Here is a 26,967-nt window from a genome sequence, read left to right as displayed (position 1 = left end):
GTGCAGCTACTGAGGTGTTGGCCCTTTCACTGCTCTAACGAAGTCGTTGATCCGTAGGTACCGTTTGAAAGCATCTCGGATCTGCTCGGGTGTTACTTTCATGATATGCGCAGCGGCAATTGCGCTTTCATTCAGCGGTTTTCCATCTTGTGCGTAGCTAGTCAATTGGCTGAGAATATCACTGTAGCTGCCTTCGGCAAGCGGGATCTGGCGAATCAACATCCCTTTGGCACGTTCTAGTTCCAACTCGCTGATAGGTGTGTTCTGCATTTGTCCCAAATCACGCAAAGCCAGTGTTTGTGCCCTGGAAACATTCTGCGGATCACTGCCATAGTTAATGCTGAAATTGCCACGGTGACGATTGAGACTCAACCCGCTGTCTACCGTGTAGACGAGCCCATTCGTTGAACGCAGGTCATGGTATAGGCGAGAGGCATAAAAGCCGCCGCTGAGGACCTGGTTGCCCACCATCAATGGATAACGGTCAGGATTTCTGTTATTCATGTCCACCATTTCGGACAGCGTCACAGTATCTTGTGTTGCGCTGTTATCGGGAACATGAATCGAGCTTCCTTTATTTAGTGGCACAGCAGGGTAATCAACATCCGGCTTGGACCCATTGGCTTTCCACTGTCCGAAGTTCTCTTCAACAATTTGACGGGCCTTTTCAGGGGTAATATCTCCGATGACGGTAATTGTCGTCATGTCAGGACGATAGACCCTGTTATAGTAGTTTCTGACATCCTGTAGCGTCATTTGCATGACATGTTGCGGATGAGGATAGCGCAGGAAGGGATCATTTTTAGGTAGCAATGCACCGTAGAGCCCTTGCGTGAAATAAAAATCAGGGGATTGAAGGGCACCGGCGTAGTATCCGGCATATTGTCTCTGAATCAGGGAGAAAGCCTGTTGCGGAAGCGCAGGATGCAACTCACCTTCAGCCAACAATTTCATACTGGCAGCAAAATTATTTGTCAGTGATGACAGTCCAAAATTATCTCCAAGGCTAATGTTGGCACTGAGGTCATCTTCTGCCTGTTGGTACTGAAGGCGTGAATAGTGCTTTGTCCCAAAAGAGAAGAGGGCATTGAGAATGTCATCGATGCCTTCCTGATGAGCCGGTGCCTGCATATCTTCGTTGGTATTGATCGAGCCGGAGACAAGCACCGTGTGGCTGAGCTTCTCGGGTTGAACAATCAGATGAATACCATTGGGTAGCCAGTAGGAGACCGGGTTTAGTGTCGAGTGGGGAACAGTCAACTTCCCGAAAGAGTGGCGTGCCCATTCAGGTAACTGAACGGGTTTGCTGGGTGCTGAGCTGAAACTTTCGGCACCGCCATATCCTTTACTGGAAGTCGCCGCACCTGAGCTGCTGGGCTTTAATGTCAGTGTCGCGGTATGTGCAGGGTCCAGCAGCTTGCGTGCCAATGCATTCACCTGAGCGGGCGTCACTTTCTCAATATTGCGAATCAACGCTTCTGGCGAATCAAGCCCATTCATCACAATCAGGCTGGACCATAAATTGGCTAGCCCACTGATGGAGTTACGCTGATACTCGAAGCTTGCAATGGTGTTTTGTTTGGCTGATTTGACCAGTGCCGGGTCAACCCCATGGGCCGCAGCATGCGCCAGTATTTTTTGCATGGCTGCCAATACTGGCTTGGGATCATCCCCACGGTTGAATGCGCCCACGGCTTCGGCCATACCTGCCTCAGGCAATGAATTCGCTGTAAATCCGGCAGCCAGCGCCGTTCCATTATAGCCCAATGCCGCCAAGTCTCCCCGTTGCGAGCCCAGGACATCGGCCAGAATCAGGGCCGCGTAATAGTCCTTGTCATGGATGCCGGGCCAACGATAGGCGAGGGCTACGGTGCCATAGGGGGTATCCGTGGGGAGTGTCTGCGAATAGGCGGTAAAGGGCTGGAAATGGAAGCTGGGGCGTTCAGGCAGCGTTTTTCGCGGGATATTGCCAAAGTGTTTGCGTACCATGGTTAACGTTTGTTGCGGATCAACATCACCGCTAATGACCAACACGGCATTGTTGGGCGCGTACCATTTCTCATGGAACTGACGAATCATTGACGCAGGTGTTTTATTGAAGGAGTCGCGCGTGCCTAGTGGCGTGTGCGCATAGGGCGTTCCCTTGAACATCCGTGCCGACAACTGCGTATAGAGTTTGAAATCCGGATTGGAAAGGTCGCGCGAGACCTCTTGTTCGATGGCCCCTCGTTCGTCTTTCCATTGTGCTTCCGTGGCATCCAACCCCTTCATGCGAAGCGATTCCAGATGTAATGCAACGTCGAGGTTTTGTACAGGAGTGGTAAAGAAGAATTGCGTCATGAACTGGGTGGTATCGGCATTGAATGCGCCGCCCATATTGGCTGCAATTTCGGCAATCTGATCCTGTGTGATACCCGGGCTACCGCGGAACATCATGTGTTCCGTCGCATGTGCCGTGCCGGGAAAGCCTTCGGGGGCTTCATCCGATCCAACCAGATAGTTGATTTCAGTCGTTACGATGGGCGCTAATGTATCGCGGACAATGACCACCCGTAGCCCATTGGCGAGTGTTGTCTTCACTACATCATTGGCTTGAGCGACAGGCTGGGAAGACGTACTTGACTGGGGAGTTGCCGTGGTAGCGAGTGGATCATTCTTTTGGGATGTCAGTGATGCCGCACTGGCACACGTACTGACTGATAATGCAACGCCCAGTGCCAGGGCGGCGCCAAACATGACTTTCCCTTGCTGTGCCCGGCAGGGTAGGGGCTGTTTTTTTTGTCTTGACGGCATTGAGTAACCTCGTTGTCTCTCGTGATGGGCTGTTATTGCTGAGTTATAAACGCCTATTGCTGAATCAAAATCGATTTGGCGTGATTAAACGATAGGTAACGCTTGTCTCGAATCACGTTTTTCCTGGATCAAAATAGCCATCACACCCAGACATGCTGGCTTTCGGTATATGTGTGATGCCTATTGAAGATGTACGCCTATGATTTAATGAACATCGGTTTAATGAACATCGGTCCAACGAACGTCGGTTCAATGAACGTCGGTGGTTCAATGAACGTTGGCTGCCTGATGCCATGATCAGGTGGCTGGATTAATGGGCAGATGCATCGAGCACGACTATCGCTGATAGCGGACAGGCACATGTTCATCCAGACGATTTATTGAATAGAATCGCTATGGTTAAGTTTCATTTCAGTTAAAGTTTTAGCATAAAGGGCCGATATACGCTTTACAATAGAGCATGCATTTAGCCCTCGTGATGAAAAAACCTTTGTTCAGTCCACAACTCGTTCGGAGTCAGCAATGACAGCGCGCTCTTTCGTAGATGACCCTTTTGCAGACATGTTCTCAGCTGCAGAAGCGATGGCTCTTTTTTCCAACGCATCCGATGTATTGAAAACCGCTGAATCCATGTTGCTGACTCCCACCGGGCTGGACCTTTCCTCGTTGGATTCAAGTGTCACCGCAGCGATAGGCCCGGGGATCGATTTTGCTGAAGTATTTCTGCAGCGTCGTTGGGAAGAAAGCTGGGTATTGGCAGAAGGGCGCGTCACATCAGGCCAATTCAACAGTGATGGCGGGTTGGGTATTCGTTCTATTGCCGAACAGAAAACAGGCTTTGCTTACTCCAATCAAATCACGGATGAAGCATTGGCGACGACAGCCGCTACCGCCACGTCGATTGTAAAGTGCGGTCAACAGATCGAGCGGCAGCCTGTGCGGGTGTCCGATCACTCCTGTTTGTATGTGTCGGCTAATCCTTTTAGCGCACGGCAGGGTGAATCGGCAGCGCAAGCGGCTGCCAAAATCGCGCTTCTTCACAGGATTGATAAGCTTGCACGTGCTGCAGATACGTCTGTGACGCATGTGAATGCTGAACTGTTCACGCAATACGAGGTGGTCTTGGTACAGGCCAGTGACGGCACACTGGCAGCGGACCTTCGCCCATTGATACGGTTGAATGTATCGGTGATTGCTGAGCGAAATGGGCGGCGTGAAACTGCCAGGGCAGGGGGTGGAGGGCGATTCGATTTCGATGTTTTTGTGCATTCAAGTACCCCGGGTTTTCTGGTGCAAGAAGCAGTCAGAAAGGCATTGGTAAACCTTGACAGTGTGGCTTCCCCTGCAGGGGAGTTTCCGGTAATACTTGCCGCAGGATGGCCCGGAGTCCTGTTGCACGAAGCGGTAGGGCATGGGCTGGAAGGGGATTTTAACCGTAAGGGAAGCTCTGCTTTTGCGGGCCGTTTGGGGGAACAGGTGGCGTCTCCCGGAGTCACGGTCGTGGATGATGGCACATTGAAACATCGCAGGGGGTCCCTCTCGGTGGATGACGAAGGAACGCCAACGGAAAGCACGACGTTGATTGAAGATGGGCGTTTGACGGGCTATATGCAGGATAAGCTGAATGCTCGCCTGATGGGGATGCAACCGACGGGAAATGGTCGCCGTCAATCCTATGCACACTTGCCCATGCCACGTATGACAAACACCTATATGCAGCCTGGTGCTCATGATCCTGAAGAAATGATCGCGAGTGTTGATCGTGGAATTTACGCCGTTGGTTTCAGCGGTGGGCAGGTGGATATTACAACGGGAGAATTTGTCTTCTCAGCCAATGAAGCCTATTTGATCGAACGTGGAAAGCTCACCGCGCCGCTCAAGGGGGCTATGCTGGTAGGCAATGGGCCGGCGGTGATGTCACGTATTTCAATGATTGGGCATGATTTGCAGTTGGATGGCGGCACCGGTAACTGTGGCAAGGAAGCGCAAATGGTGCCAGTAGGGGTGGGGCAGCCTACGTTGAAGCTTGACCGGATGACGGTGGGCGGTACGCAGGCTTGATGACTCTTTGATCAGGATGCAGCGGGTTTATAGATGCAGCGAAACAGGACGATCCAATCAAATATCTTCCTGTTCCCTGAGTAATTTAAACAGTTTACGTGAATTTGTCGGTGGTTTTCCGGCATCCCGTTCACGACGTGCATTGCGGATAAGCTGACGCACCTGCCCGATATCAATGCCGGGAAATTTCGCCAGTAACTCGTCAAGAGCGGCATCACCATTTTCGATCAGGCGATCACGCCATTGCTCAAGCTGATGAAAGGCTACGTCACGTGAATTCTGCTGATCTTCAATGCGCTGAAAGGCAGCATGAATAGCATCGACGTCTTCGCTTCGCATGACTTTACCCACATATTGCATGTGACGGCGGCGCGCTTCATGAGAGGTAATTCGCCCCATCTCCTCCACGGCGGCCAACATATCATCCGAGAGCGGCAGTTGCGCACGTTGCGAAGGCTTCATTTCAATGATTTGTTTGCCCAGTTGCTGGAGCGCTTCCATTTCACGTTTGAGCTGGGATTTACTGGGCGGCTCGGGTTGAGCATCCCACTCTTCCTGTTCGCGCGCTTTGCGTTTGGATTTTGCCATGGTGAAATCCTTGGGTTGAACCTGTATTTGAACTGATAATCGTATCAGTATACCAAGCGGATGCATCTTCACGTCAGCCATGTAGCGTAAAATTTTGAATACGGGGGATAAGGTTCCCTGACTGACCCGCAAGGAGACATGATGAGCGACACTTTCGATGTGGATCAGCAGCGTTTTTTATTGGAGAAGAGCGCTCGGCTTGCACTGAATCATGCAGAAACACTGGGCGTATCTGGTTGTGCTGTGAGGGGAAGTGTGTCCCAACAGTTAGCGGCTGGTGTGTTGCAGCAGAAGGTTGATACTCTGACACTATCACGGGATCAGCTGATAGAAATCACCGTGTTTGACGGCCATCGGCGGGGCAACGCCTCCATTAGCGATACCAGTGATGCTGCCATAAAAGATGCCGTGGAACGTGCAACGACCATTGCACGGCTAACGGAGGAAGATCCCGCCCTAGGGCTGGCAGATCCTGCGCTTTTTGCTACGGCTGAAGATGATTTGGCGTTATACCATCCGTGGAAACTCACTCCGGATGAAGCCCTTGAAATTGCGTTGGCGTGTGAAAATGAAGGCCTGTCTGTGCCGGGTATTTTACGCTCACAGGGCGCGCGGCTGACAACAGACAGTAGGGTTGAAGTGCAAGCTAACAGTGCCGGTTTTTTGCAAGGGCGTGTATCGTCAGAGCACCTGTTGAGTTGTGGTCTGATAGCGGCTGATGATGCAGGGATGCGTCAGGAGGTTGAGTATACTCTGGGTCGCGCTCCCGAAGCGTTGGCCTCGCCTCGGTTTGTTGGGCAGCAAGCAGCAGAAAAAACGCTGGCATCAAGATCACCACAAACGGTCAGGACAGGGCGCTATTGCGTCATGTTTTCTCCTCCGATAGCCAAAGCTCTGATCAATATGGTGATCCGTGCCCTCAGCGGTGGAGCGCAGTACAAGGGCGCCAGCTTTCTATTGAATGCACTGGGTGAGCCCCTGATGCCCGATTGGTTCGGGCTTGTAGAACGTCCCCACGAAAAAGGGGGCTGGGCCAGCACATATTACGATAGCGATTGTGTGTGTACCCAAAATAATACTTTCATTGATCAGGGGTGCATCGCCAGTTATCTGCTTTCCACTTACAGTGGTCGCCGGTTGGGACTGCCGACGACAGGCAATGCAGATGGCGCCCATAATCTACGCGTTTTGGCACCTGCCATATCCGCAGAAGAGATGTTGCAGCGCATGGGGAAAGGCGTGTTGGTTACAAAGATGATGGGGCAGGGGGTAAATCTGGTGACCGGCGATTACTCACGTGGTGCACAAGGCTTCTGGGTGGAGCATGGCAAAATCCAGTACCCCATCGAAGGATTTACGGTCGCAGGCAATCTGAAAGAGATGTTGGGCGGCCTGCAAGCAGTCGGTAGTGATGTTGATACTCGCGGGGGCACCCACACTGGTAGCTGGCTCATCCGAGAGATGACGGTGGCTGGATAAGGAGTGCTCGTATCGGGGCAGTAATATTGTAGTGGAGGACTGCAAAGCAGTAAAAGATCAGAAACATTCAGAAGGGCAGAATGGTAGTAAGCTTAGTCGTAGAGCCGTGAGTAGTAAGCGCTACAACAATAATAGCGGGTAATGATGGGTAGGGCATGCAACTGACGGGCGGTGATTGCTTATCCTTCTACCTTCTACCTTCTACCTTCTACCTTCTATCTTAAGCGTGATGTGTATCTATCTTCTGTTGCAGTTTGAGCTGCCGATGGCGCAAGCGGACCGACGGATACTCTTCAGCGAAGTGGCGAGCAAGCTGTTCCACCAGATAGACAGAACGGTGCTGCCCACCGGTACAGCCCACTGCCACCGTAAAATAGCTACGATGTGTCGACATATAGTTGGGCAACCAGCGCTCCAACCAGTCAATGATATCCCGTGCCATGCGATCCGCTTCCGGTGTTTTTTGCAGAAATTCGATGACGGGTGTGTCACGGCCGGTAAATTCCCTTAGGGTTATATCCCAATACGGATTGGGTAGGCAACGTGCATCAAAGACCATGTCCGCATCATGGGGAACACCATGTTTGAAACCGAATGATTCGAAGCTGAGTGTCATCTGATTCTGCGCGTGGGCGGCCACTTGCTCGGCCATGCGTGAACGCAATTCATGTACAGAGAGATTACTGGTATCGATGATGAGCGCTGCCAGATCCCGAATGGGGGAGAGATATTTCTCCTCGGTTTCGATTGCCTCTGTCAATGTCATTTCTGTGCCGAGCGTCAGCGGATGGCGTCTGCGTGTTGCGGAAAAGCGCTCGAGCAGTTGGCGAGGGTCAGCCGTCAGATAAATGACCTGTATATCGATGTCTCGAGGCTCCAGAAATTCGAGTAGTTCGGGCAGGCGTACCAGAGCTTCGGGTACATTGCGTGCATCGATACTCACGGCCACTTTAGTGCGCTCTGGCGAATTGGTTTGCAGCTCATCGAGTAATGCGATCAGTAGCATGGAGGGTAGATTATCAATGGCGTAATAGCCGAGATCCTCCAGCGCTTGTAGCGCAATGGATTTGCCCGATCCGGAACGTCCGCTGATGATAACCACCTGCATGAGTGATAAGTCCTTATAAAATACCTAAGAATGTTACGAATTATTAACTTCTGAGGCCCAAGTGTAATCTGCATGGACACGCTTTTGGAAATAAAATACCTATTTTACTGATGGTGTTTCTATATCGATGATCATTGACGGGCCCGATGAGTACTAGCATACCTGACCTTTTGTGACAGGATGGTTAAAAGTACCTTCTTGGTCTTCCTGTTGGGAATATAAATGTACAGAACGATAGGATTGTAATGGGAGTAGTGAATATAGCAGGCCGGGCTAAAGGTTAAAAAGGGCTAATGGTTAAAGTAAGAGTGACCGTTCAGACACCATCGGTAGAAGTTATGGACGTAGCATGAAAAAGAGTAACGAAGGTGACCTAAAACAACACGCCCGCAGGCGTGTTGCGTTGGAAATATGCTATTGCATGCCATGGATGCCAGCAAACATTCAAAAGTGCGAATTGTTCGACAAGTCAAAATCATGGCTAAATAAATACGCTTCCAGTACGTATGGCCCTAATGATCAAAGCCCCAGGGAGCCCACGCCTTTTGAATGCGCCTGCACTTTTTCCTTGTATTTAACGAGTTGCCTGTCCATTTTATCAATCAACGAGTCGATAGCAGCATACATGTCACCGCGCTCATCAGCACCATGCAGATCCTTGCCGGCAACATTCAAGAGGCAGGCGGCCTGCTTTCTTCCCTTTTCAACCGAGAGTGTAACTTGCACATTGGCGATATTGTCGTAGTGACGCGTTAGGCGGGCCAGTTTTTGTTGGATGAAACCGCGAAGGGCTTCGGTCAATTCGATGTGATGGCCAGTGATGTTCAGTTGCATGACTTGCCTCCTGGTGGCGTGGCACCTTGTTGACGTAACAGCTTCTAAACGTATGTATGTGCTTTTCAATAAACGACTCGAAATAAAAGAACCTGTCTTATTGAATGTCGCTCTCTCACTGTAATCTGTTCGTCATGAAGACGACAAGAACCATTTTAGATTAAATACAGGCCTTATTGATGTCATACGGTTATAACGGCCTGGTCTGTATGCAACCTGACATGATTATACCGCTTCTAGGCGAGTCGTTTACGCTCGGAGGAAGCAGGTATACCCATGGATTCACGGTATTTGGCAACAGTGCGCCGTGCCACCATGATGCCGCTTTCTGCCAATGCATTGACCAGGCTGGCATCCGATAATGGTCGCCGTGCAGGCTCTTCATTGATCAGCTTTTTGATGCGTGCCCGAATAGCGGTACTGGCGTGTGCTTCATTATCCTGCCCCACATGGCTGGAGAAAAAGTATTTCAGCTCAAACACACCGCGTGGTGTGTGAATATATTTATTGGTCGTCACGCGGGAGATAGTCGATTCATGCATCCCTACTGCCTCCGCGATATCGGCAAGAATCAACGGCCGAATACCTTCTTCCCCTTTTTCAATGAAATCACGTTGACGAATAAAGATTTCGCGTCCTACTTTCAGTAACGTTTCATTGCGGCTGGAAAGGCTTTTAAGTAGCCAGCGTGCTTCCTGAAGATGTTGTTTGAGAAAAGTGTTGTCATCGCTTTTATCCGCCCGCCGTACCAGTGCCGCGTAATCGGGTTGAATACGCACTCGGGGAAGGGCGTCAGGATTAAGCTCGACGTGCCACCCCGAGCGACGATGATAAGCCAGCGTCAGATCAGGGATCACATAGCTATCAGTATGATGGGTGAAGCGCTGTCCTGGGTAAGGGTCCAGCCCACGGATCAACGCAATAACATGTTCCAGCGCCTGCTCATTCAGCCCCAGACGGCGTTTCAACAGTTTCATATCGCACGCTGCCAGCGGCTCAAGGAACTGGCGAACGAGCCGCTTTGCCTGTGCCAGATTGGCTGTATCGGCAGGCAGTGTCTCAAGTTGTAGCAACAGACACTCTTGCAGGTTACGTGCAAAAATACCGGTTGGCTCAAGCGACTGCAGCTCAGTCAGAACGTTTTCAATGCGTGCAAGGTTAGCATTCACGACATCCTGTTGTTTGAGGCTCTGTTCAATATCCGTCGTGCTGGCACGCAAGTAACCGTTTTCATCCAAACTATCCAATAATGTTTCGACAATGGCACGCTCTGTATCATCGAAATCGCATAGCTCGATCTGGCGTTGTACGACACTGTAAAGTGTCTCCTTGCTCGCATTTCGTTCGTGATCCATCGTATTGTCTGACACGCCACTGCCACTGCTGATGCTGGCAAGCGTTGCATCCTGGAAGGTATCGCTCCAGTCGTTATCCAGTGCCAGCTCCTCAGGGATATCGCTCGACCATTCCCCTTCTTCATTGGTCAAAGGCTCTTCGCTGCTTTCGGCATCGTAAAAGTCTTCTTCCAGTTCGAGCATGGGATTGCTTTCGAGTGCAGTCTGAATCTCCTGATTCAACTCAAGCGTGGACAACTGCAGCAGCTGGATAGCCTGCTGAAGCTGCGGCGTCATGGTTAAATGAGCACCGAATCGAAGTTGGAGTGAAGATTTCATCATGGTCGGGTATCTATCAAAATAATCAGTCGATACCTCTAACGCTATACCGCCTATTCCTTTGTGTGCAAGCGAAAAATATAAATTGATAGCAATTATTATGCCACTACTAAAAAAACGATTATATTGAAATAATATGGCTAATATTTTATGGTTTTGAAAATTTTATTCCTTTGAAAAGCAGGCTCACTGGCAGGTTTCCACCTTGTAAATATATGTGGTGACTGGATGAAATGAGCGGTAAGGCCAACGTATGCAAATCGAGGGCGCAGGTAATGCAGACTATCAGTCGCTAATACGGACTTGAGAGTCTTTGGTGCGTATGACACTTCATTTTCTGGCGCAGCATGATCTTGCTGAATTGAGGCTGATTATTCTGAATCAGTATTTCAACAGGGTTGCATTGACGGTCTTTAGGGGGGCAGGGGAGCTTATAGGGATGTTGTAATGTGAAAGACGGTAACGCCAAGGTGCTGTTCCTGGCGCCTGGAAGTACATGGCACTGGTATGGAGGTATCGCTTGCTCGACATGCGATAAAGGCTCAAAGGGCTACACGCGTAGAGGTGAATGAACAGAACGAGCAAGTGTTGGGCTATTATGCTCATCTGAGCTTTACTGCGATCAGGCGTTTCTCCCTGGATGGGCAGGGCAACCATATTCGCTTCTGCGGCTGGGCGCATGCACAGTCATGCGCTCTGGCCTACGTAAAAACGCCATGGAGAGTAGGGTACGTATTGTGTAACTGACTAACACGATGCCTCTATTTTATGCGCAATAAAGCACGTTAGAGGCGGAAGTCCTGCCCAAGATAGACATCACGAACATGCTGATTTGCCAGAATCGCATCTGCATCGCCTTCAGCAATGATTTTACCTTCACCGACAATATAAGCATTATCGCAGATATCCAGCGTTTCACGCACGTTGTGGTCAGTGATGAGTACACCGATGTTACGGTTGCGTAACTGACGTACAATCCCTTTGATTTCATTGACCGAGATGGGGTCTACCCCGGCGAAGGGTTCATCCAGCAGGATAAAAGCAGGTTCAGTCGCAAGGGCGCGGGCGATTTCGACACGACGCCTTTCGCCACCAGATAGACTCATGCCGCGGTTGTTGCGAATATGCTCAATGCTGAATTCGGCCAGCAGCTGCTCCATCCTGTCAAGACGTTGCTGACGATTCAGATCCTTGCGGGTTTCGAGGATGGCGAGGATGTTGTCGGTGACCGTCAATTTGCGGAAGATCGAGGCCTCTTGCGGGAGATAGCCGATGCCTGCACGTGCACGCACATGCATGGGGGCATTGCTCAAGTCCTTGTCATCAATAGCGACATGGCCGGCATCTGCCTGTATCAGCCCGACGATCATGTAAAAAGAGGTCGTTTTACCTGCGCCGTTGGGGCCGAGTAGTCCGACGATCTCGCCTTGACTGATATTCAGACTAATATCCTGTACAACGCGCCGTTTTTTGAAACTTTTTACCAGGTGCGAGGCGTGCAGTGTTTTCATCAATCAAAGACTCCGGTGCATGGGCTGCTATTGCTCTTGCCGCTTTTTACTGCTTTTGCGTATAGCTGATTCAGTTGTGCCTGTTCTACTTTTGGCTTGAGCCGCCTGTTTTGCTCTGGCCATTGGATGAAGGCGTAAAGGTCATGTTGACACGTCCACTAGTGCTGTTGGAGGCATCACCCGTACTACCGCCCTTGGCATTGTTGCCACTGCCATTCGCGTTGACCCGACGGCTGTCGATGTAATATTCAACGAAGGGGCCAGTAAAGGTATCTGTTCCCCTGTGTAGCTCAGCGTTGCCCTGCATATCCATTTTATGCTGGGTAACCCAGTAGTTGATAACGTTACCCCAACCACGCATCAACGGAGCTGTCGCTGTGGCCGCCTGCTGCACAAAGGCACGTTTATTGGCTGTCCCCGTGGCTTTGACGCGAACCAGATTATTGCTGTTATCCAAATAAAGATTAACGCGATCCGCATCAAGAGTAAGGCCACCTTGGGTGACATGAACATTTCCGGTGTAGGTAACTACCTTGGAGTTGTTGTCAGCGGTCAACTGATTTGAAACGACATGAATGGGGAGGCTGGTATCGGGTGCAGCGGCCAGTGCAGGTGCTGCTATGGAGCCAGCTACCATGGATCCCGCAACCAAAAGAGAAGCAATAAACCGAGCTTGCATCATGTCCAAGTGTTCCTTGCTATACAAAAGATATAAAGGATACTGGCTAGTGCCGAAGTATCCGATGTTAACTACCGGCCGTGGGCCACTAGCCTGAAAATGTTAGAGCGCTGGCGCCAGGGAGGTGAATACGGCATACCGCATTGGGTAACGCACGACACCTCCAGCGTTAACGACGTTGAGGGTTGAAGCTACTGCTGACATTTCCCTGCAACACCATGTGATTACTGTTGATCCAGGCCTGGAATGTGCTTCCCTGGGTCTCCTGCTGCCCCTGATGAAAGAAGCTTTGAGTATTGCTCCAGACACGCCCTTGAGGGCGATTGTAATGCACGATATCACTGGTCATTCGCCACAGATTGTCGGGTTGTACCGCCAAAGCATGGCCGGTGAGTGTAATATTGTTACCGCCGTTATCCAATTGCCCGGTATCACCACTGATATGCCACGTACGGTTCGAGCTATCGATGACCTGAATCCGTGGTTGCTCGGCCTGACTGCTGCCATTGCTGGCATAGTGACTGACGCGGGGGGATTCCATGCGCTGATAGGGTTGCCCATCCGCGTTGTATCGGGTCAATTGCGCGTTTTCCAGATATTGATCAGGTGTTCCCTCAGCGCTTTGAGGTAACGGCGATTGCTGGAGACTTTGCGTATTCTGATCAATATAGGCAAGAAAAATACCTGCGACCACGATAATCAGTAGCAAACCCAAGCGGTAAGCGTTGTTTTTAAGCCAGGCCATCCTGTATATCCTTAAGGATCAACCGTGTTGATAAATAAATGCATGTTCAGCGCATGCATGATGTACCTTATGCATATGAGTATCTCGACATACCGAGCATTCGAGTGCCCATTCAGGAAACTAGTTCCCTTTCGAAAAAAGAATTATACGTCATCCGGCGGCACAGTTGGGCTTTGCCTGTGTAATAAATTGTGCAAGTACGCTATCCCAATGCCCCTGTGCCTGAAGAATCAAATCGGCCAGCTCCCGCACAGCACCTTCGCCACCGCGTTTTTCAGTCACGATATTGGCATGAACCCGAATGTAATCAGGGGCATTGGCAACACTCGCTCCCAGCCCCGCGGCCTGAATAGCGCCAAGATCCGGCAGGTCATCACCGCAATAAGCTATTTTTACCAGAGGAAGCGAGCACTCCTCGGCGAGCTCGTTTAACGCAGCCAATTTGTCATTTCGGCCCTGAAAAAGCCGAGTGATACCCAATTCTCTGGCGCGCTGCTCGACCATGGGAGAACGCCGCCCGGTAATAATGGCTACCTCAATACCATATTGCTGGAGGAGGCGAATACCGAGACCGTCCTGAACATTGAAGGATTTCAGTTCACGCATCAAGGTTTCGTTTCCCGTGCCCGTTGACGAAGTGTCATGGGGCGGTAATGACGCGGCGTAACTGATGGCACCGTCAGTCAATACACCGTCTACATCCAATGCGAGCAGGCGTATGCCCTGCATACGTTCATTCAGTGTAGGTGTTGTGTGTGCGAAAGAGGGCATGAGTGCGCATCCTTGGAACGTGTTATGAGAAGTAATGTGTGTTAAAAGACGGAGCGTACGCTTGCAAAAAAGCGTACGCCTGATACCGGTTGTAGATCCTGCAGTGCAATACGGCTGATGGCTGGTCTACCTTTGCCATGGCAAGTCAGATTATGCAGGGCCGATGCAAACAGGAGTCAACGTCACACTACATTCCGATTGAGAAGATCCTGCAACTTGAGTGCGCCCACAAGGCGTCCTTCATTATCAACGACTGCCAGTGCGGTAATTCGTCGTTGTTCCATGATCCGTAACGCCTCAGCTGCCAGCATTTTGGGGGGCACCGTGATCGGCGTATGGCTCATGACATCAACAATAAGGGTAGTATCCAGCTCAAGATTTCTATCCAGTGTTCGTCGCAAATCACCGTCAGTATAAAGCCCCAGTAAATGTTGCCTGTCATCCACGATGGTGGCGAATCCCAGTCCTTTGGTCGTGATCTCAAAGAGTGTCACGCGAACAGAGTCTTCTGGTGATACCCGAGGAATGGCATCTCCTTTGCGCATCACATCATTGACCGTCAGCAGAAGGCGCCGTCCAAGCATCCCACCGGGATGAGACAGCGCAAAATCCTGAGCATTGAATCCACGGGCTTCCAATAGGGCAATAGCCAATGCATCTCCCATGGCGAGTGCTGCGGTGGTGGAAGCGGTGGGGGCCAGATTCAACGGGCACGCTTCTTTTCTGACTTCAACATCCAACACAACATCGGCGTGCTTTGCCAACGTTGAATAAAGGTTACCTGTCATCGCAATGATTTTGACGCCCTTGCGTTTCAGCATGGGCAGTAACGCCGCTATCTCGACGGTTTCACCCGAATGGGAAAGTGCCAATACCACATCCTTGTCTGTAATCATGCCGAGGTCGCCATGGCTCGCTTCAGCAGGATGAAGAAAAAAGGATGGACTACCGGTACTCGCCAATGTGGCCGAAAGTTTTCGCGCGATATGGCCGGATTTACCGATACCGGTGACAACCACACGGCCATTGAATTCATCATCGGTCTGTTGAAGGATCAATTGGCATGCGCGCGTGAATGCGCGATCCACACGCGGGATCAGAGCATCAATGGTATCGCGCTCAAGTGCCAGTGTTTGCCGCGCACTGCTGCAGAAGTCGAAATCGAGTGGTTGATTCATGGAACGTGATTTTCTCCCGAGCGGTGCAAGTCATCAAGTAATAGTTGCGGTTGTGTATATTGGGAACAATTGTGGAATTTTGAGGCTTGAATGTCATCCTCAATGAGTGAATATCGTGAAAACGATGGAAATGATCCCTCGCCCGGAGCCTCTGCCCAAGCTACTGAGCTACGTCTTTCTGTGGTCAATAACGCAATCACAACCAAGTCTACAATATTGTGTTAAAATACATCGTTCGTTAATCTTTTATTTTTTGTAGCACTCTAAAAGTCAGCTGTTTTCGACCCTCCAGATCTCCCGGATGGGGCAATGACACTCGCTTTGGTAGCTACACCTTTATCAAATTTCCGGAATTTGCTCCTGAGCAAATCCTGACCTAATGAATTGGGAGTGGCATGACGCGCCCAAACTTGATCGAAGTAAAGCAGCTCAGCTTTCACCGTGGTGCTCGCGCTATCTTCAAGGATATTACCCTTGACGTTGAGCGGGGCAAGGTCACGGCTATTATGGGGCCCAGTGGTACCGGCAAAACGACGCTGTTGAAGTTGATCAGCGGGCAGCTGGTACCTGATACCGGTACAGTGACGGTGAACGGTGAAAATGTCCATGCACTTTCGCGCAAGGCGTTGTTTACGTTACGCCGAGACATGGGAATGCTGTTCCAGAGCGGCGCGCTTTTTACCGATCTCTCCGTGTATGAGAATGTTGCGTTCCCGCTGCGGGTACATACCAATATGCCGGAAGAGATGATCCGTGATCAGGTGCTGATCAAACTGGAATCCGTAGGGCTGAGAGGTGCACGAGATCTGATGCCCTCCGAACTTTCTGGTGGAATGACACGCCGTGTGGCGCTTGCCCGTGCGATCGTGCTGGATCCAGCGCTGATCATGTATGATGAGCCTTTTGTCGGGCAGGACCCTATCACGAAAGGTGTGCTGGTCAAGCTTATCAAGGAGCTGAATACCGCACTGAACATGACCTCGGTTCTGGTGTCTCATGATATTAACGAGACGCTGGATATTGCGGATCATGTCTACCTGATCGCAGACGGTGAAATCATGGCAGCCGGAACGCCTGATGAACTGCGCCATTCGAATGACCCCAAAGTCAGTCAGTTCGTGCATGGTAAACCGGATGGCCCGGTGCCTTTCAATTATCCGGCAATTCCTTATATTGAAGACTTATTGGGTAGGGAGGCCAGGTCATGATTGATTGGCTTTCCAGCATTGGCCGCAAAACCATTGAGGTGATCGCGGCGATCGGGCGTTCGGCCATCCTTCTTGTGCGTTCTTTCCTGGGGGTTCCCAGCTGGAAGGGGTTTCGGCTCTGGGTTGCCCAGATGCATTTTGTAGGGGTTCTTTCACTCCCCATTATTGTGGTATCGGGGCTCTTCATCGGTATGGTGCTGGCCTTGCAGGGGTACATGATTCTGGTGAATTATGGCGCCGATTCGGCATTGGGGCAGATGGTTTCTCTGGCGCTCCTCAGGGAATTGGCGCCCGTGGTTGCTGCGCTGCTGTTTGCGGGGCGTGCCGGTTCAGCATTGACGGCAGAAATAGGACTGATGAAGGCCACCGAACAGCTTTCCAGTATGGAAATGATCGGTGTTGATCCTCTGCGTCGTGTGATTGCCCCCCGCCTGTGGGCAGGGTTGTGCTCCATGCCGATTCTGGGCGTCCTCTTTGCGGTAGTGGGTATCTATGGCGGTTACCTGGTCGGCGTGAAGTGGCTCGGTGTTTATGCCGGTGATTACTGGGGCAACATGCAGTCCAACGTTCAGTTCATGCATGATGTCATGAATGGCGTGTTGAAATGTTTCGTATTCGGCCTGGTGGTGACCTGGATTGCAGTCTTTCAGGGGTATGATCTGGTACCAACCTCCGAAGGGATTTCCCGTGCGACTACGCGTACGGTTGTTTATGGTTCACTGGCGGTACTGGGGCTTGATTTTGTGCTCACCGCACTGATGTTTGGAGGTTCATGATGAAGCGTAGCCATTGGCTGGAGTGTGGTGTAGGCATTTTTGTAATTATTGGCTTTCTGGGGCTGGTATGGTTGGGGCTGCAGGTTAGTGGTCTGACACCCTCGGCATCGGAAGGCAGCTACACGGTGTATGCTGAATTTGGTGATATCGGAGGGTTGAAACCCAATGCGCGAGTCACCATGTCTGGAGTAACAGTGGGTAAGGTTGAGTCCATCACTCTGGATCCCAAGTGGCTGGATGCAAGGGTCACCATGCAGATTTCCGACACCCTCAAGAACAAACTGAGTGATGACAGTACTGCCGCTGTGCAGACGTCAGGCCTGTTGGGTGAGCAATATGTGGGGCTGACGACTGGAGCGTCATCGCAAATGCTGCAAAACGGCGGTACTATTCGCGATACTCAGGATGCGCTCTCACTCAATAGCCTTATCCAGCAGTTCATGTCGAATATGGGAAGTAACAAAGGGGCTTCAGGCAGTAGCAACTGATAGCCTGTTCACCATGAGACTATTTACCACTCTTTCTTCACCCGGCCAGGTTTACTCGTATTAAGTGTATCGCCAGCAGTAGGGGATGTAAGGCCAATTGGCCCTCCTGACCCACGTTGCGGATTACGCGAAAATCGTGTTGGCAAAGCGAAGGCAGACCCGGTATGGAGGTTTTATACCGTGAGTGCAGGAGAGTGAAATGCAGGACGACCTCAGGAGGTATGTATGAATCGACTAACCAAATATTGCTCTGCCGTGGGTGTTGCGTTGGCGCTTTCCTTTACAGCGACTGCCAATGCTGATGAACAGGCTTCCCAGTTTGTGACTCAGCAAATCAATCAGTTGCAGCAGGAAACACATGGTCGGGCGGCTCAGTTCAAGCAGCATCCTCAGGAGTTGCGTGCGCTACTGGCGAAAAACCTGACACCTATCGCGGATTTCCCCTATATTTCTGCCATGGTCATGGGGCGTTACTATCGTTTTGCCACGCCTGAACAGCGCCAGCATTTCGCTCAGGTTTTCCAGAACTCAACACTGGATACGCTGACTCAAGGCTTGCTCAGTATCAACTATGATGGAATCGAAGTAGGCAATGCGGCTCAGCAACAGCGCTATGCCAACGAAACAGGCGTTTCCGTTAATGTTCGGACTGCCAACGGTCAGACCTATCCTATCGACTTCACTTTGTTGCAACGCAATGGACAGTGGAAAGTCATTAATGTGATTGTGAACGGTATCAACCTGGGATTGACCTTCCGAAATCAGTTCGATTCAGCCATGCGTTCTCATAACCACAACTTCGATCAGGTGATCGATAACTGGGATACCAGCTCTGCCGTGAATAAAATTCAGCAGAGTAACGGCAGCAACAATGGCTGATCGACTTCTGGATGATGCACAGGTCGGCTTGTTGGCTGAGGGGAATACGCTTCGTATTACTGGACAGCCGGGCTTCAATAATGCAACGACGTTATGTGAGGCCGGCATTCACTGGCTTCAGTCGCACAAGCCGACGGTCATTGATATTGATGTTTCCAATATCGAATCATCCAATAGTGGGGTTTTGTGTGTGTTGCTTGAGTGGCTTCGCTTTGCTGATCGTCAGGGCATTCAAGTGAAACACATTATGCTCTCGGATCACTTGCGCGAACTGGTCAAGATTGCCGGTTTGACGGTTATTCCCGCGTTCAACACCGCGATGGTCGACAAAGCCAGTGCATAATGAGCCTCGACGTCTTGTGGCAACTGTCATTCGACATGAGTGAACATGAGGCCGGCATTGTGGCACATTTTTGTTCATATCCTGTTGTGTGAAGGGGCGTTATAGTGAGGAGTAGGTTGCGATAGATGGACCGTCTGGATGGCGCCATTCCAGATGTCATTGTTCACACTGAGTTGACCTGACCATACCGTTGTAAAGCAAGGGCTGCTTCCTGTAGAAGGGGTAGCCCTTGTTTCGTTTGATCCCCCTGCCTGTGAAGGGGTGGATCTTTTTTAGACGATGAAAGGTGTTGAAACAACACTGCTGCTTTCGGTTCGACGGTGGGTCGTTTATGATAGGCAAAGTTTTTTATGTGGTGTGAATAAGGTCGTAGTGCTCTCTTCCTGTTATCAGGGTCAAAACGTGGTATTGAGCCCGTTTTTCCCTTTGCGGGAAGTCGGCTGAGCATCGCTGCCGTCAAGCCCCCATTGGAAAATACGAGCCTGTTTTGGCAAACAGGACAGAGCGGACGAGCCCCGCACGGAATGAAGCTTCGTGCCCGAGGGGTAAAGGGCTTTCGTGCCGTATTATGTTCGCCAAGTGGTTTTTATTCACACACGCTGACCGTGTTATTGGAGATTTGGTATGCAACCCGAGGACGTCAAGGCTAAACTCGAGTCCCATTTGGATGATTGTGAATTTCATATTCAGGGCGAAGGCTGTAACTTTCAGGTGACTGCCATTAGTGAGCATTTCGAGGGTTTGTCACCGGTAAAACGTCAGCAACTCATCTACTCAGCACTCAGCGACGAAATAGCGAGCGGTGCCTTGCATGCTATCAGTATTCGCACATATACGCCGTCCCAGTGGGCCTCCAATAACTAATATATGCGTGCCGGAATAGCATCGGCGGCGCTGAAGGATTCATGGCGTTGATGCAATCGCTCGGCAAGCAATCGGAAAAGTAATGGATAAATTGATTATCTCGGGCGGTGTTCCGCTCAAGGGTGAAATTTCAGCGTCTGGTGCCAAGAATTCAGCACTCCCCATTCTGGCAGCTACCCTGCTGACCAAAGACCGCATCACGCTACATAACCTGCCTTTATTGCGCGATATCACGACCTCTCTGGAATTGCTGTCCAGCATGGGGATCAATTACGAAAAAGTGGGTGAAAAAAGCGCTGAGTTAGGGGGAGCGGTCAGTCATTGTCAGGCACCCTATGACCTCGTCAAGAAGATGAGAGCCTCGATTCTGGTACTGGGCCCCTTGCTGGCGCACTATGGGAGTGCCGATGTATCCCTTCCCGGTGGTTGCGCTATTGGTAGTCGCCCGGTTGATTTGCATCTTCGTGGTCTTGAGGCCATGGGGGCAGAGGTTACTGTTGAAAATGGTTATGTGCATGCCACCGCCCCAAATGGCTTGCATGGCGCGCACTTCATGATGGATGTGGTCACCGTCACTGGTACGGAAAATCTGCTGATGGCCGCCACGTTGGCGAAAGGTCGCACCGTTTTGGAAAATGCGGCTCGCGAGCCGGAAGTGGTTGATCTGGCGGAGTGCCTATTGGCAATGGGGGCTAAAATCACTGGTCATGGTACCAGTACCATTACGATTGATGGTGTGGATGCCTTGCATGGGTGTGAACATGAAATCATGCCTGATCGAATCGAAACGGGTACTTTCCTTGTTGCCGCTGCTGCAACGCGGGGTAGTATTACCATCCACAAGACCCGTGCCGATACACTGGAAGCCGTTATTGCCAAGCTGGAAGAGGCGGGTGCCGTCATTCGGGTAACAGACGATACCATTCACCTGGATATGGAAGGGCGTCGACCGAAGGCGGTTAACCTGCGTACAGCACCGTATCCGGCGTTTCCGACGGATATGCAGGCTCAGTTCGTAGCCATGAATGCCGTGGCTGAAGGCAGCTCCCGGGTGATCGAAACGATCTTCGAAAACCGCTTCATGCATGTGCAGGAGCTTAACCGTATGGGCGCGCACATTGCGCTGGAAGGTAATACGGCACTTATTGAAGGGGTAGAATGTCTTTCTGGTGCGCCAGTGATGGCGACTGACCTGCGTGCTTCCGCCAGTCTGATTATTGCCGGCTTGACTGCTTCGGGTGAAACGGTCGTTGATCGTATCTATCACGTTGATCGTGGCTACGAGTGCATCGAGCAAAAATTCCAGTCTCTGGGTGGCGACGTTCGCCGTGCCCACGGCTAAGGTTACGTCTTCCCATTCATCCAGCTGCGCCAGAAGAAGTGATTACATGAGCAAGCCATTGATTATCGCGCTGTCGAAAGGACGTATTCTCAAGGATACGTTGCCTCTGCTGGCAAGGGCCGGTATCGAGCCGACCGAATCCGTGAGTGACAGTCGCAAGCTTCTCTTCGATACCACGGTTGAGAACGTCAAGATTATTGTTATTCGTGCCACGGATGTACCTACCTACGTCCAATTGGGCGCTGCTGATTTGGGCATTGCAGGTAAGGATGTCCTGATGGAGAGCGGTGCCAAGGGCTTGTATGAGCCATTGGATCTGCGCATTGCTGCCTGCCGTTTGATGACTGCCGGTATTGTGGGGCAACATCCGACGCGCGCACGCCGTAGAGTCGCGACCAAGTTTCCCGCTATCGCCAAACGGTATTACGCATCGATGGGAATTCAGGCCGAAGTCATCAAATTGTATGGCGCCATGGAGCTTGCACCGCTGATGAATCTGGCAGATGAGATCGTCGACATCGTCGATACGGGCAATACACTCAGGGCGAACGGTATGGAACCCCGAGAGCTCATTGCACCGATTACGACGCGTCTGGTGGTCAATAAGGCTGCCATGACCATTCGTCATGCGGAGATCCGACCCATTGTTGAACGTTTAAGGGAAGCGGTTAATTATCAGGAGACGGTAGGGGAATTATCATGAGCGAAAACGGAGTGGAAAACTTTTCCATTGCCCGGTTATCAACCGAGTCAGCGGATTTTAATGATCGTTTGAGTGGCCTGCTTGCCTGGGAAAGCGTTTCAAGTCAGGACGTTCAGGGGCAAGTCAATGACATTATCCATGCTGTTCGGCATGAGAAAGACGCCGCCGTTATTCGCTATACCGAACGGTTCGATCACCTGAAAGTGTCTTCGGTTGATGAATTGACGCTCGATGCTGCTGCGCTTGAAAAAGCTTATGCGTCTCTGCCTGAAAAAGAAAAAGAGGCGCTCAAGGTCGCTGCGGAGCGTATCCGTAGTTATCACGAGCATCAGCTCGGTGAATCATGGCAATACACCGAGGCAGATGGCACGGTGCTGGGCCAGAAAGTGACACCTCTTGAAAAAGTAGGCGTCTACGTCCCAGGTGGTAAGGCGGCCTATCCTTCTTCCGTATTGATGGATGTGATGCCGGCACGCGTCGCCGGCGTCAAGGAAATCATCACCGTGGTTCCGACCCCGGGCGGTGTAGTCAACCAGATGGTATTGGGTGCGGCGCATGTGGCGGGTGTTGACCGTATGTTTACCATCGGTGGCGCTCAGGCCGTCGCTGCACTGGCATATGGTACGGAAAGTATTCCACGCGTTGATAAAATTGTTGGGCCGGGCAATATTTATGTGGCGACGGCCAAGCGCGCGGTGTTTGGACAGGTGGGGATCGATATGATCGCTGGGCCTTCCGAAATTCTGGTGGTGTCCGACGGTACGACCGATGTGGATTGGTTGGCGATGGACCTGTTCTCACAGGCAGAGCACGATGAACAGGCACAAGCCATTCTGCTGAGTTGGGATGACGATCATTTGGATGCGGTTGAAGCGAGTATCCGCCGTCAACTTCCGACAATGGAACGTGCCAGCATCATTGCCGAATCACTGTCCCAGCGTGGCGCGTTGATCAAGGTCAGGGATGTCGAGGAAGCATTGGCGATAGTCAATCGTATCGCACCGGAGCACCTTGAGCTTTCTGTTGAGAATCCTGATGCTTTGTTGCCGCAGGTACACAATGCGGGCGCTATCTTTATGGGTCGCTATACCGCTGAGGTCCTGGGGGACTATTGTGCAGGGCCAAACCATGTTCTTCCCACGTCTGGCACGGCACGTTTTTCATCGCCTCTTGGGGTCTATGATTTCCAGAAGCGCTCTTCGATTATTCAGTGCTCAGCAGAAGGGGCGCACACACTGGGCCAGACAGCTTCGGTACTGGCTCGAGGTGAGTCGTTGACTGCTCATGCACGTGCAGCCGAGAATCGCCTGAAAAAGTAGTCGTTACATCAATAGCGCTGAGTAATCATCGCCATGGAAACCGGCATCCTTAAAAGGCGCCGGTTTTTTTGTATTTTTCCTTTGTTTTTTCAGAAACGAATAGAACTCTACAAACCATTACAGCCGTCGAAATTGCATACACCCATAGGGTGCACGGTTCTCTCAAATACTGAACAATTAATTTGGCAAGCCTGGATAGCTCTGTGTATTACCTGCTGAATTATCCGAGCCATTAACGGAAGGATCGCTCTGTTGTTCAAACGAGGGTTGCTGTAATTCGCTTGATCCTTGCGGCTGGTTACTGGTTTCCTGACCCGTTGATTGTGCTTCCCCTGTGCCTTGCTTATTGGTCAGAACAGGGGTAGGGGTAATGCTGGTGAGATTCGGGGGGCGGACACCTACACGGATATTGACCTGGATGTGTTCATGCCCACGCAAGAGTGTCATTGTAATGATGCTGCCCGGCTGCAAATTGGCGATTTCATTCAGTGCCGCATACGGATTGAGCAGGGGGACGCCATTGATGGCAAGAATAACGTCCCCCTGTTTGACACCCGCTTGTTCTGCAGGCCCCGCTACACTGCCCACCACTAGATAATTGGGGGCTTGAATGGAAGCCAGCGGCAGGGACAGGTTGCTTCGCTGGGTTGCATCGATACCCAAATAGCCGCGCTCGACATGACCATAACGAATTATCATGTCCAGCACCCGGCGGGCAATATGGATAGGGATGGCGAAACCAATCCCCTGCGAACCCACTGTGCGGGAGAAAATGGCGGTATTGATACCAATGAGCCGCCCGTCGGCATCGATCAATGCACCGCCCGAATTTCCGGGATTGATAGAGGCATCTGTTTGAATAAAGTCTTCATAGGGGCTGACACCGAAGCGAGCACGTCCTACTGCACTCACGATACCCATCGTGACGCTTTGCCCGATGTTAAAAGGATTTCCGATCGCCATGGCGATATCACCGGGGCGCACTTCGTAATTATCCGCAAATTTCACGGTAGGAAGATGGCTTAGATTGATTTTCAATACGGCTAGATCTGTCTCATTGTCGGAGCCTACCAATTTTGCGTCTGTCATCCGGCCATCGGCCAGTGTGACCACTATCTGGTCTGCCGAACGAATGACATGATTGTTGGTCAGAATGTAGCCGGAATGCGAGACAATGACACCGGACCCAAGATTGATCAGCTGCTCACTGCCTGGTTCTGTACCTTCTGTGCCGTTTGATCTGTTGGTGCCCTCGTCCTGAGTTGAGGGGGAGAGTATTGCTTGCCTACTGCTTTTTTCATTATCCGTGGTGGGATTAGTGTTAGCCTGATCGTTGTTCAATTGCGCAACGGGCACCGGCACATTGCCAGGCTGTTGGTTGATGACCTGATGACTCATTGGCTGAGTAGGGGCGAGTTGATTTTGATCATTCTCACCGTTGTTATCATTCCGGCTGGGTTGATAAATAGGGTCATTATTCAATGGCGACTTTGGTGCCTGCCCCGACAAGGTGCGCAAGGACGAAACGGTAACCACCGCGGGTGCGGCCCGGGCTACTGCATCTGCGTAACTATCGCGCTTCACGACACTTTGTTCAGATGAGTGAGCAGGGGCTGCTGCTTTCCTGCCAATAAATTGAGGCAAGTACTGAAGAACAACGACAGCGAGTAGTATGCCACACAGAACAGGCCAGAGAATTCCTCCCAATAATTTGCGCATACTGATGCCCCCTGCGGGTCCTTCTGTCATTGAATGTTATAGAGTTCTATCATGGTAACAGCTCATGGTAGGTGTCCGGTATGATTGACGCCAAAAAATGTATATGGAAGCCTGGATTACCTCTCTATGAAAAATGGGCAGTAGGCTAATTGCCTGTTATTACACTTCTGTGCGCGATAAGATCAGCATTTCCACCCGTTCACTCAAGAGATCAGGTCAGACAAGATGGAAAAGCGTAATTTGCTCATTGATGCGATGGCGGAAAAACTGCATGCATCACGTTTCAAGGACTTTACTGTAAACGGGTTGCAGGTTGAAGGGGCACAGAATGTTAGTCGTGTGATGACGGGTGTTACCGCATCGCAAGCCTTGATTGAGGAAGCCGTTGCGTGGGGCGCTGATATGTTGCTGGTGCATCATGGTTATTTCTGGAAGAACGAGCCGGTAGAAATAACCGGGATGAAGCAGCGCCGAATTGCGACCCTGCTGAAGCATGATATCAATTTGGTGGCCTGGCATTTACCCCTGGATGCCCACACTGAGTTAGGCAACAATGCATTATTGGGCAAGCGTATGGGATGGAAGGTCGATAAGGCCTTGGATGCACCATTGGGGCAGGGGTTGCTCTATATTGGCGATGCAGATGAAGCGATGAATCATCAGGCCTTTGCGGAACATATCGCCTCCCGGCTTGAACGACAGCCACTGGCGATTCAAGGGCACGACCGCCCATTAAAACGTATCGCGTGGTGCACTGGTGCCGCGCAGGACATGCTCGAAGAAGCCTACAAGGGCGGAGCAGATGCCTTTGTTTCAGGAGAAATATCAGAGCGAACGCCCCATATTGCCCATGAATTGGGTATCAGCTATTTCTCGGCGGGGCATCATGCGACCGAACGCGATGGTATTCACGCATTGGGGGATTGGTTGGCTGAACACTTCGATATCGAACACCGCTTTGTAGATATTCCCAACCCTGTTTGAGGAAAAGGGGATGGCGTGCATCATGGGGGAAGCGTTTGGCATGAACGATCAGTACGTACTGTCTGGTATGGACTGCCGGGTATGAACTGTCATGTATGAATTGTGAGCGGTTAACGGTGAGCTGTGACAATTGTACATTTGCCTTGCGGCGATGTTTCCTCTCTCTCTAAAGTAATAGATGGCTATTGATGGCCATTTGGCGCTTTTTATTTCCGCGTACCTCAAGCGAGCAATCGCAATGAAGGATACAAGAAACAACACTGGCCGCAAACATATGTATGCGGCCAGTTCAGGGCGATATTCGTATATGTCGCTGCCGATATGACTTGCCCCATCCCCTTAATAGCGTGGGCGGTCAGCCTTCACAGGTTCGCTTTCTGGCGTCTCTGTACTCTTATGAATACCAAAGCCTTCCGTTAACGTTCCTTTTTCCTCGGCATAGTCACGTGGAGCACTCAATGAAGCGGCTTCTTCATCCGCGACTTCTTCTGCGCTGCGCGATCCCGCCAACACTGATAGCCGGCGTTTGATGCTTTCATCCTTGATCAGATGCCCTGCATCTTCTTCCAGCGTACGGTTTAATGATGTTGTGCAGCTTTGCAGCTCACTGGCAATGCGTGTGATTTGCGCGAAGTGATTTTCCACCTGCTCGTGGAGCTGGCTTAGCTCGGTGTGTTGTCCTGCTGTGTTGTTGGCTTTCCCCGCACTGTTTTTGGCAGGTTTAAGACGTCCAACGATCACGCCGATGATGAGACCAATTATCAGGCAAATCAGGCCTGTGATCCAAATGCTGTTGCTCATTGTCACTCCTGGTGAAAATACGTCGCGTCGTTATCTTCTGGTGGATATCGCCGCATGGATATCATCATATCAAAATTGTCGCGTGGAACCTGTGTTGCTGAGGCTGTGCCGCACCAGTATA

At 51.1% G+C, this 26,967-nt stretch carries 26 protein-coding genes; 14 read left to right on the top strand and 12 right to left on the bottom strand.

The annotated features are described in order from the left end of the window. Window positions 1-6: 6 nt before the first annotated feature. Window positions 7-2,736, bottom strand: coding sequence for a M16 family metallopeptidase (locus LMG33818_RS03125; RefSeq protein WP_442321886.1), 2,730 nt, complete (start codon window positions 2,734-2,736; stop codon window positions 7-9). A 639-nt stretch (window positions 2,737-3,375) separates the two neighbouring features. On the opposite strand from LMG33818_RS03125, the gene tldD reads away from it, so the two are divergent. Next, the gene (gene tldD / locus LMG33818_RS03120) at window positions 3,376-4,854 is read left to right on the top strand and encodes a metalloprotease TldD (RefSeq protein WP_442322175.1); all 1,479 of its coding nucleotides are present in this window, start codon (window positions 3,376-3,378) and stop codon (window positions 4,852-4,854) included. Window positions 4,855-4,911: 57 nt separating this feature from the next. Here tldD and yjgA read toward each other — a convergent pair whose 3' ends face one another. Beyond that, a complete protein-coding gene (gene yjgA / locus LMG33818_RS03115) occupies window positions 4,912-5,442 on the bottom strand; it encodes a ribosome biogenesis factor YjgA (RefSeq protein WP_442321885.1) in 531 nt (176 codons plus the stop codon). A 141-nt stretch (window positions 5,443-5,583) separates the two neighbouring features. Here yjgA and LMG33818_RS03110 point away from each other — a divergent pair, with 141 nt between their 5' ends. Further along, on the top strand, window positions 5,584-6,921 hold the full coding sequence (locus LMG33818_RS03110; RefSeq protein WP_442321884.1) for a metallopeptidase TldD-related protein: 1,338 nt from the start codon (window positions 5,584-5,586) through the stop codon (window positions 6,919-6,921). Window positions 6,922-7,141: 220 nt separating this feature from the next. On the opposite strand, the gene rapZ is transcribed toward LMG33818_RS03110, so the two are convergent. The 3 genes from rapZ to LMG33818_RS03095 form a co-directional block, all read right to left on the bottom strand. Beyond that, on the bottom strand, window positions 7,142-8,029 hold the full coding sequence (rapZ, locus tag LMG33818_RS03105) for an RNase adapter RapZ (RefSeq protein ID WP_442321883.1): 888 nt from the start codon (window positions 8,027-8,029) through the stop codon (window positions 7,142-7,144). Window positions 8,030-8,548: 519 nt separating this feature from the next. Then, a complete protein-coding gene (gene hpf / locus LMG33818_RS03100; RefSeq protein WP_442321882.1) occupies window positions 8,549-8,863 on the bottom strand; it encodes a ribosome hibernation-promoting factor, HPF/YfiA family in 315 nt (104 codons plus the stop codon). A 236-nt stretch (window positions 8,864-9,099) separates the two neighbouring features. Beyond that, window positions 9,100-10,539 carry an RNA polymerase factor sigma-54 gene (locus LMG33818_RS03095; RefSeq protein WP_442321881.1) on the bottom strand — a complete coding sequence of 480 codons (1,440 nt, stop codon included), beginning with the start codon at window positions 10,537-10,539 and terminating at the stop codon, window positions 9,100-9,102. A gap of 313 nt (window positions 10,540-10,852) precedes the next feature. On the opposite strand from LMG33818_RS03095, the gene LMG33818_RS03090 reads away from it, so the two are divergent. After that, window positions 10,853-10,984 (top strand): hypothetical protein, encoded by a 132-nt coding sequence (locus LMG33818_RS03090; protein WP_442321880.1) that lies wholly within the window; start codon window positions 10,853-10,855, stop codon window positions 10,982-10,984. Between the two features lie 59 nt (window positions 10,985-11,043). Further along, window positions 11,044-11,283, top strand: coding sequence for a GNAT family protein (locus LMG33818_RS03085; RefSeq protein ID WP_442321879.1), 240 nt, complete (start codon window positions 11,044-11,046; stop codon window positions 11,281-11,283). Window positions 11,284-11,321: 38 nt separating this feature from the next. Here the strand turns inward: LMG33818_RS03085 and lptB are convergent, their stop codons facing one another. The 5 genes from lptB to LMG33818_RS03060 all read right to left on the bottom strand — a co-directional run bounded on the left by lptB (window position 11,322) and on the right by LMG33818_RS03060 (window position 15,420). Continuing rightward, window positions 11,322-12,047, bottom strand: a complete 726-nt coding sequence (gene lptB / locus LMG33818_RS03080; protein ID WP_442321878.1) for an LPS export ABC transporter ATP-binding protein — start codon at window positions 12,045-12,047, stop codon at window positions 11,322-11,324. An 85-nt stretch (window positions 12,048-12,132) separates the two neighbouring features. Then, window positions 12,133-12,729, bottom strand: a complete 597-nt coding sequence (lptA, locus tag LMG33818_RS03075) for a lipopolysaccharide transport periplasmic protein LptA (RefSeq protein ID WP_442321877.1) — start codon at window positions 12,727-12,729, stop codon at window positions 12,133-12,135. Window positions 12,730-12,895: 166 nt separating this feature from the next. Then, window positions 12,896-13,471, bottom strand: a complete 576-nt coding sequence (lptC, locus tag LMG33818_RS03070; RefSeq protein ID WP_442321876.1) for an LPS export ABC transporter periplasmic protein LptC — start codon at window positions 13,469-13,471, stop codon at window positions 12,896-12,898. 150 nt (window positions 13,472-13,621) lie between these two features. Next, window positions 13,622-14,242: a KdsC family phosphatase gene (locus LMG33818_RS03065; protein ID WP_442321875.1), complete on the bottom strand. Its 621-nt coding sequence runs from the start codon at window positions 14,240-14,242 to the stop codon at window positions 13,622-13,624. Between the two features lie 182 nt (window positions 14,243-14,424). Beyond that, entirely contained in the window at window positions 14,425-15,420 is a 996-nt protein-coding gene (locus tag LMG33818_RS03060) for a KpsF/GutQ family sugar-phosphate isomerase (protein WP_442321874.1), read from the bottom strand. Window positions 15,421-15,815: 395 nt separating this feature from the next. Between LMG33818_RS03060 and LMG33818_RS03055 the strand changes: the two genes are divergently transcribed. From LMG33818_RS03055 to hisD, 9 genes are all read left to right on the top strand, one after another. After that, window positions 15,816-16,628, top strand: coding sequence for an ATP-binding cassette domain-containing protein (locus tag LMG33818_RS03055; protein WP_442321873.1), 813 nt, complete (start codon window positions 15,816-15,818; stop codon window positions 16,626-16,628). Next, on the top strand, window positions 16,625-17,404 hold the full coding sequence (mlaE, locus tag LMG33818_RS03050) for a lipid asymmetry maintenance ABC transporter permease subunit MlaE (protein ID WP_442321872.1): 780 nt from the start codon (window positions 16,625-16,627) through the stop codon (window positions 17,402-17,404). Before LMG33818_RS03055 ends, mlaE begins: the two co-directional genes overlap by 4 nt. Continuing rightward, the gene (gene mlaD, locus LMG33818_RS03045) at window positions 17,404-17,892 is read left to right on the top strand and encodes an outer membrane lipid asymmetry maintenance protein MlaD (protein WP_442322174.1); all 489 of its coding nucleotides are present in this window, start codon (window positions 17,404-17,406) and stop codon (window positions 17,890-17,892) included. Before mlaE ends, mlaD begins: the two co-directional genes overlap by 1 nt. 225 nt (window positions 17,893-18,117) lie before the next feature. Then, complete coding sequence (locus LMG33818_RS03040; protein ID WP_442321871.1) at window positions 18,118-18,771, top strand: MlaC/ttg2D family ABC transporter substrate-binding protein; 654 nt, start codon at window positions 18,118-18,120, stop codon at window positions 18,769-18,771. Further along, window positions 18,764-19,114, top strand: a complete 351-nt coding sequence (locus LMG33818_RS03035) for an STAS domain-containing protein (protein ID WP_442321870.1) — start codon at window positions 18,764-18,766, stop codon at window positions 19,112-19,114. Before LMG33818_RS03040 ends, LMG33818_RS03035 begins: the two co-directional genes overlap by 8 nt. Before the next feature lie 624 nt (window positions 19,115-19,738). Next, window positions 19,739-19,978, top strand: coding sequence for a BolA family protein (locus tag LMG33818_RS03030; RefSeq protein ID WP_442321869.1), 240 nt, complete (start codon window positions 19,739-19,741; stop codon window positions 19,976-19,978). A gap of 82 nt (window positions 19,979-20,060) precedes the next feature. Next, entirely contained in the window at window positions 20,061-21,320 is a 1,260-nt protein-coding gene (gene murA / locus LMG33818_RS03025; RefSeq protein WP_442321868.1) for a UDP-N-acetylglucosamine 1-carboxyvinyltransferase, read from the top strand. A 46-nt stretch (window positions 21,321-21,366) separates the two neighbouring features. After that, window positions 21,367-22,023, top strand: coding sequence for an ATP phosphoribosyltransferase (gene hisG, locus LMG33818_RS03020; RefSeq protein WP_442321867.1), 657 nt, complete (start codon window positions 21,367-21,369; stop codon window positions 22,021-22,023). Next, entirely contained in the window at window positions 22,020-23,342 is a 1,323-nt protein-coding gene (hisD, locus tag LMG33818_RS03015; RefSeq protein WP_442321866.1) for a histidinol dehydrogenase, read from the top strand. Before hisG ends, hisD begins: the two co-directional genes overlap by 4 nt. A gap of 177 nt (window positions 23,343-23,519) precedes the next feature. On the opposite strand, the gene LMG33818_RS03010 is transcribed toward hisD, so the two are convergent. Further along, the gene (locus tag LMG33818_RS03010) at window positions 23,520-25,061 is read right to left on the bottom strand and encodes a S1C family serine protease (RefSeq protein WP_442321865.1); all 1,542 of its coding nucleotides are present in this window, start codon (window positions 25,059-25,061) and stop codon (window positions 23,520-23,522) included. Between the two features lie 225 nt (window positions 25,062-25,286). Here LMG33818_RS03010 and LMG33818_RS03005 point away from each other — a divergent pair, with 225 nt between their 5' ends. Continuing rightward, window positions 25,287-26,045, top strand: coding sequence for a Nif3-like dinuclear metal center hexameric protein (locus tag LMG33818_RS03005; protein WP_442321864.1), 759 nt, complete (start codon window positions 25,287-25,289; stop codon window positions 26,043-26,045). Between the two features lie 339 nt (window positions 26,046-26,384). Here the strand turns inward: LMG33818_RS03005 and LMG33818_RS03000 are convergent, their stop codons facing one another. Beyond that, window positions 26,385-26,846, bottom strand: a complete 462-nt coding sequence (locus LMG33818_RS03000) for a ZapG family protein (RefSeq protein ID WP_442321863.1) — start codon at window positions 26,844-26,846, stop codon at window positions 26,385-26,387. Window positions 26,847-26,967: the final 121 nt, after the last annotated feature.

The organism is Cernens ardua, from assembly GCF_051251085.1.
Taxonomy (GTDB): domain Bacteria; phylum Pseudomonadota; class Gammaproteobacteria; order Pseudomonadales; family Halomonadaceae; genus Cernens; species Cernens ardua.
This window is presented reverse-complemented; position numbering and strand designations above follow the sequence as displayed.

Excerpts from the sequence above, each read along its gene's own strand:
- LMG33818_RS03125 (WP_442321886.1), bottom strand. The coding sequence starts at position 2,736 with ATGTTTGGCGCCGCCCTGGCACTGGGCGTTGCATTATCAGTCAGTACG.
- tldD (WP_442322175.1), top strand. The coding sequence starts at position 3,376 with ATGGCTCTTTTTTCCAACGCATCCGATGTATTGAAAACCGCTGAATCC.
- yjgA (WP_442321885.1), bottom strand. The coding sequence starts at position 5,442 with ATGGCAAAATCCAAACGCAAAGCGCGCGAACAGGAAGAGTGGGATGCT.
- LMG33818_RS03110 (WP_442321884.1), top strand. The coding sequence starts at position 5,584 with ATGAGCGACACTTTCGATGTGGATCAGCAGCGTTTTTTATTGGAGAAG.
- rapZ (WP_442321883.1), bottom strand. The coding sequence starts at position 8,029 with ATGCAGGTGGTTATCATCAGCGGACGTTCCGGATCGGGCAAATCCATT.
- hpf (WP_442321882.1), bottom strand. The coding sequence starts at position 8,863 with ATGCAACTGAACATCACTGGCCATCACATCGAATTGACCGAAGCCCTT.
- LMG33818_RS03095 (WP_442321881.1), bottom strand. The coding sequence starts at position 10,539 with ATGATGAAATCTTCACTCCAACTTCGATTCGGTGCTCATTTAACCATG.
- LMG33818_RS03085 (WP_442321879.1), top strand. The coding sequence starts at position 11,044 with ATGGAGGTATCGCTTGCTCGACATGCGATAAAGGCTCAAAGGGCTACA.
- lptB (WP_442321878.1), bottom strand. The coding sequence starts at position 12,047 with ATGAAAACACTGCACGCCTCGCACCTGGTAAAAAGTTTCAAAAAACGG.
- lptA (WP_442321877.1), bottom strand. The coding sequence starts at position 12,729 with ATGATGCAAGCTCGGTTTATTGCTTCTCTTTTGGTTGCGGGATCCATG.
- lptC (WP_442321876.1), bottom strand. The coding sequence starts at position 13,471 with ATGGCCTGGCTTAAAAACAACGCTTACCGCTTGGGTTTGCTACTGATT.
- LMG33818_RS03065 (WP_442321875.1), bottom strand. The coding sequence starts at position 14,242 with ATGCCCTCTTTCGCACACACAACACCTACACTGAATGAACGTATGCAG.
- LMG33818_RS03060 (WP_442321874.1), bottom strand. The coding sequence starts at position 15,420 with ATGAATCAACCACTCGATTTCGACTTCTGCAGCAGTGCGCGGCAAACA.
- LMG33818_RS03055 (WP_442321873.1), top strand. The coding sequence starts at position 15,816 with ATGACGCGCCCAAACTTGATCGAAGTAAAGCAGCTCAGCTTTCACCGT.
- mlaE (WP_442321872.1), top strand. The coding sequence starts at position 16,625 with ATGATTGATTGGCTTTCCAGCATTGGCCGCAAAACCATTGAGGTGATC.
- mlaD (WP_442322174.1), top strand. The coding sequence starts at position 17,404 with ATGAAGCGTAGCCATTGGCTGGAGTGTGGTGTAGGCATTTTTGTAATT.
- LMG33818_RS03040 (WP_442321871.1), top strand. The coding sequence starts at position 18,118 with ATGAATCGACTAACCAAATATTGCTCTGCCGTGGGTGTTGCGTTGGCG.
- LMG33818_RS03035 (WP_442321870.1), top strand. The coding sequence starts at position 18,764 with ATGGCTGATCGACTTCTGGATGATGCACAGGTCGGCTTGTTGGCTGAG.
- LMG33818_RS03030 (WP_442321869.1), top strand. The coding sequence starts at position 19,739 with ATGCAACCCGAGGACGTCAAGGCTAAACTCGAGTCCCATTTGGATGAT.
- murA (WP_442321868.1), top strand. The coding sequence starts at position 20,061 with ATGGATAAATTGATTATCTCGGGCGGTGTTCCGCTCAAGGGTGAAATT.
- hisG (WP_442321867.1), top strand. The coding sequence starts at position 21,367 with ATGAGCAAGCCATTGATTATCGCGCTGTCGAAAGGACGTATTCTCAAG.
- hisD (WP_442321866.1), top strand. The coding sequence starts at position 22,020 with ATGAGCGAAAACGGAGTGGAAAACTTTTCCATTGCCCGGTTATCAACC.
- LMG33818_RS03010 (WP_442321865.1), bottom strand. The coding sequence starts at position 25,061 with ATGCGCAAATTATTGGGAGGAATTCTCTGGCCTGTTCTGTGTGGCATA.
- LMG33818_RS03005 (WP_442321864.1), top strand. The coding sequence starts at position 25,287 with ATGGAAAAGCGTAATTTGCTCATTGATGCGATGGCGGAAAAACTGCAT.
- LMG33818_RS03000 (WP_442321863.1), bottom strand. The coding sequence starts at position 26,846 with ATGAGCAACAGCATTTGGATCACAGGCCTGATTTGCCTGATAATTGGT.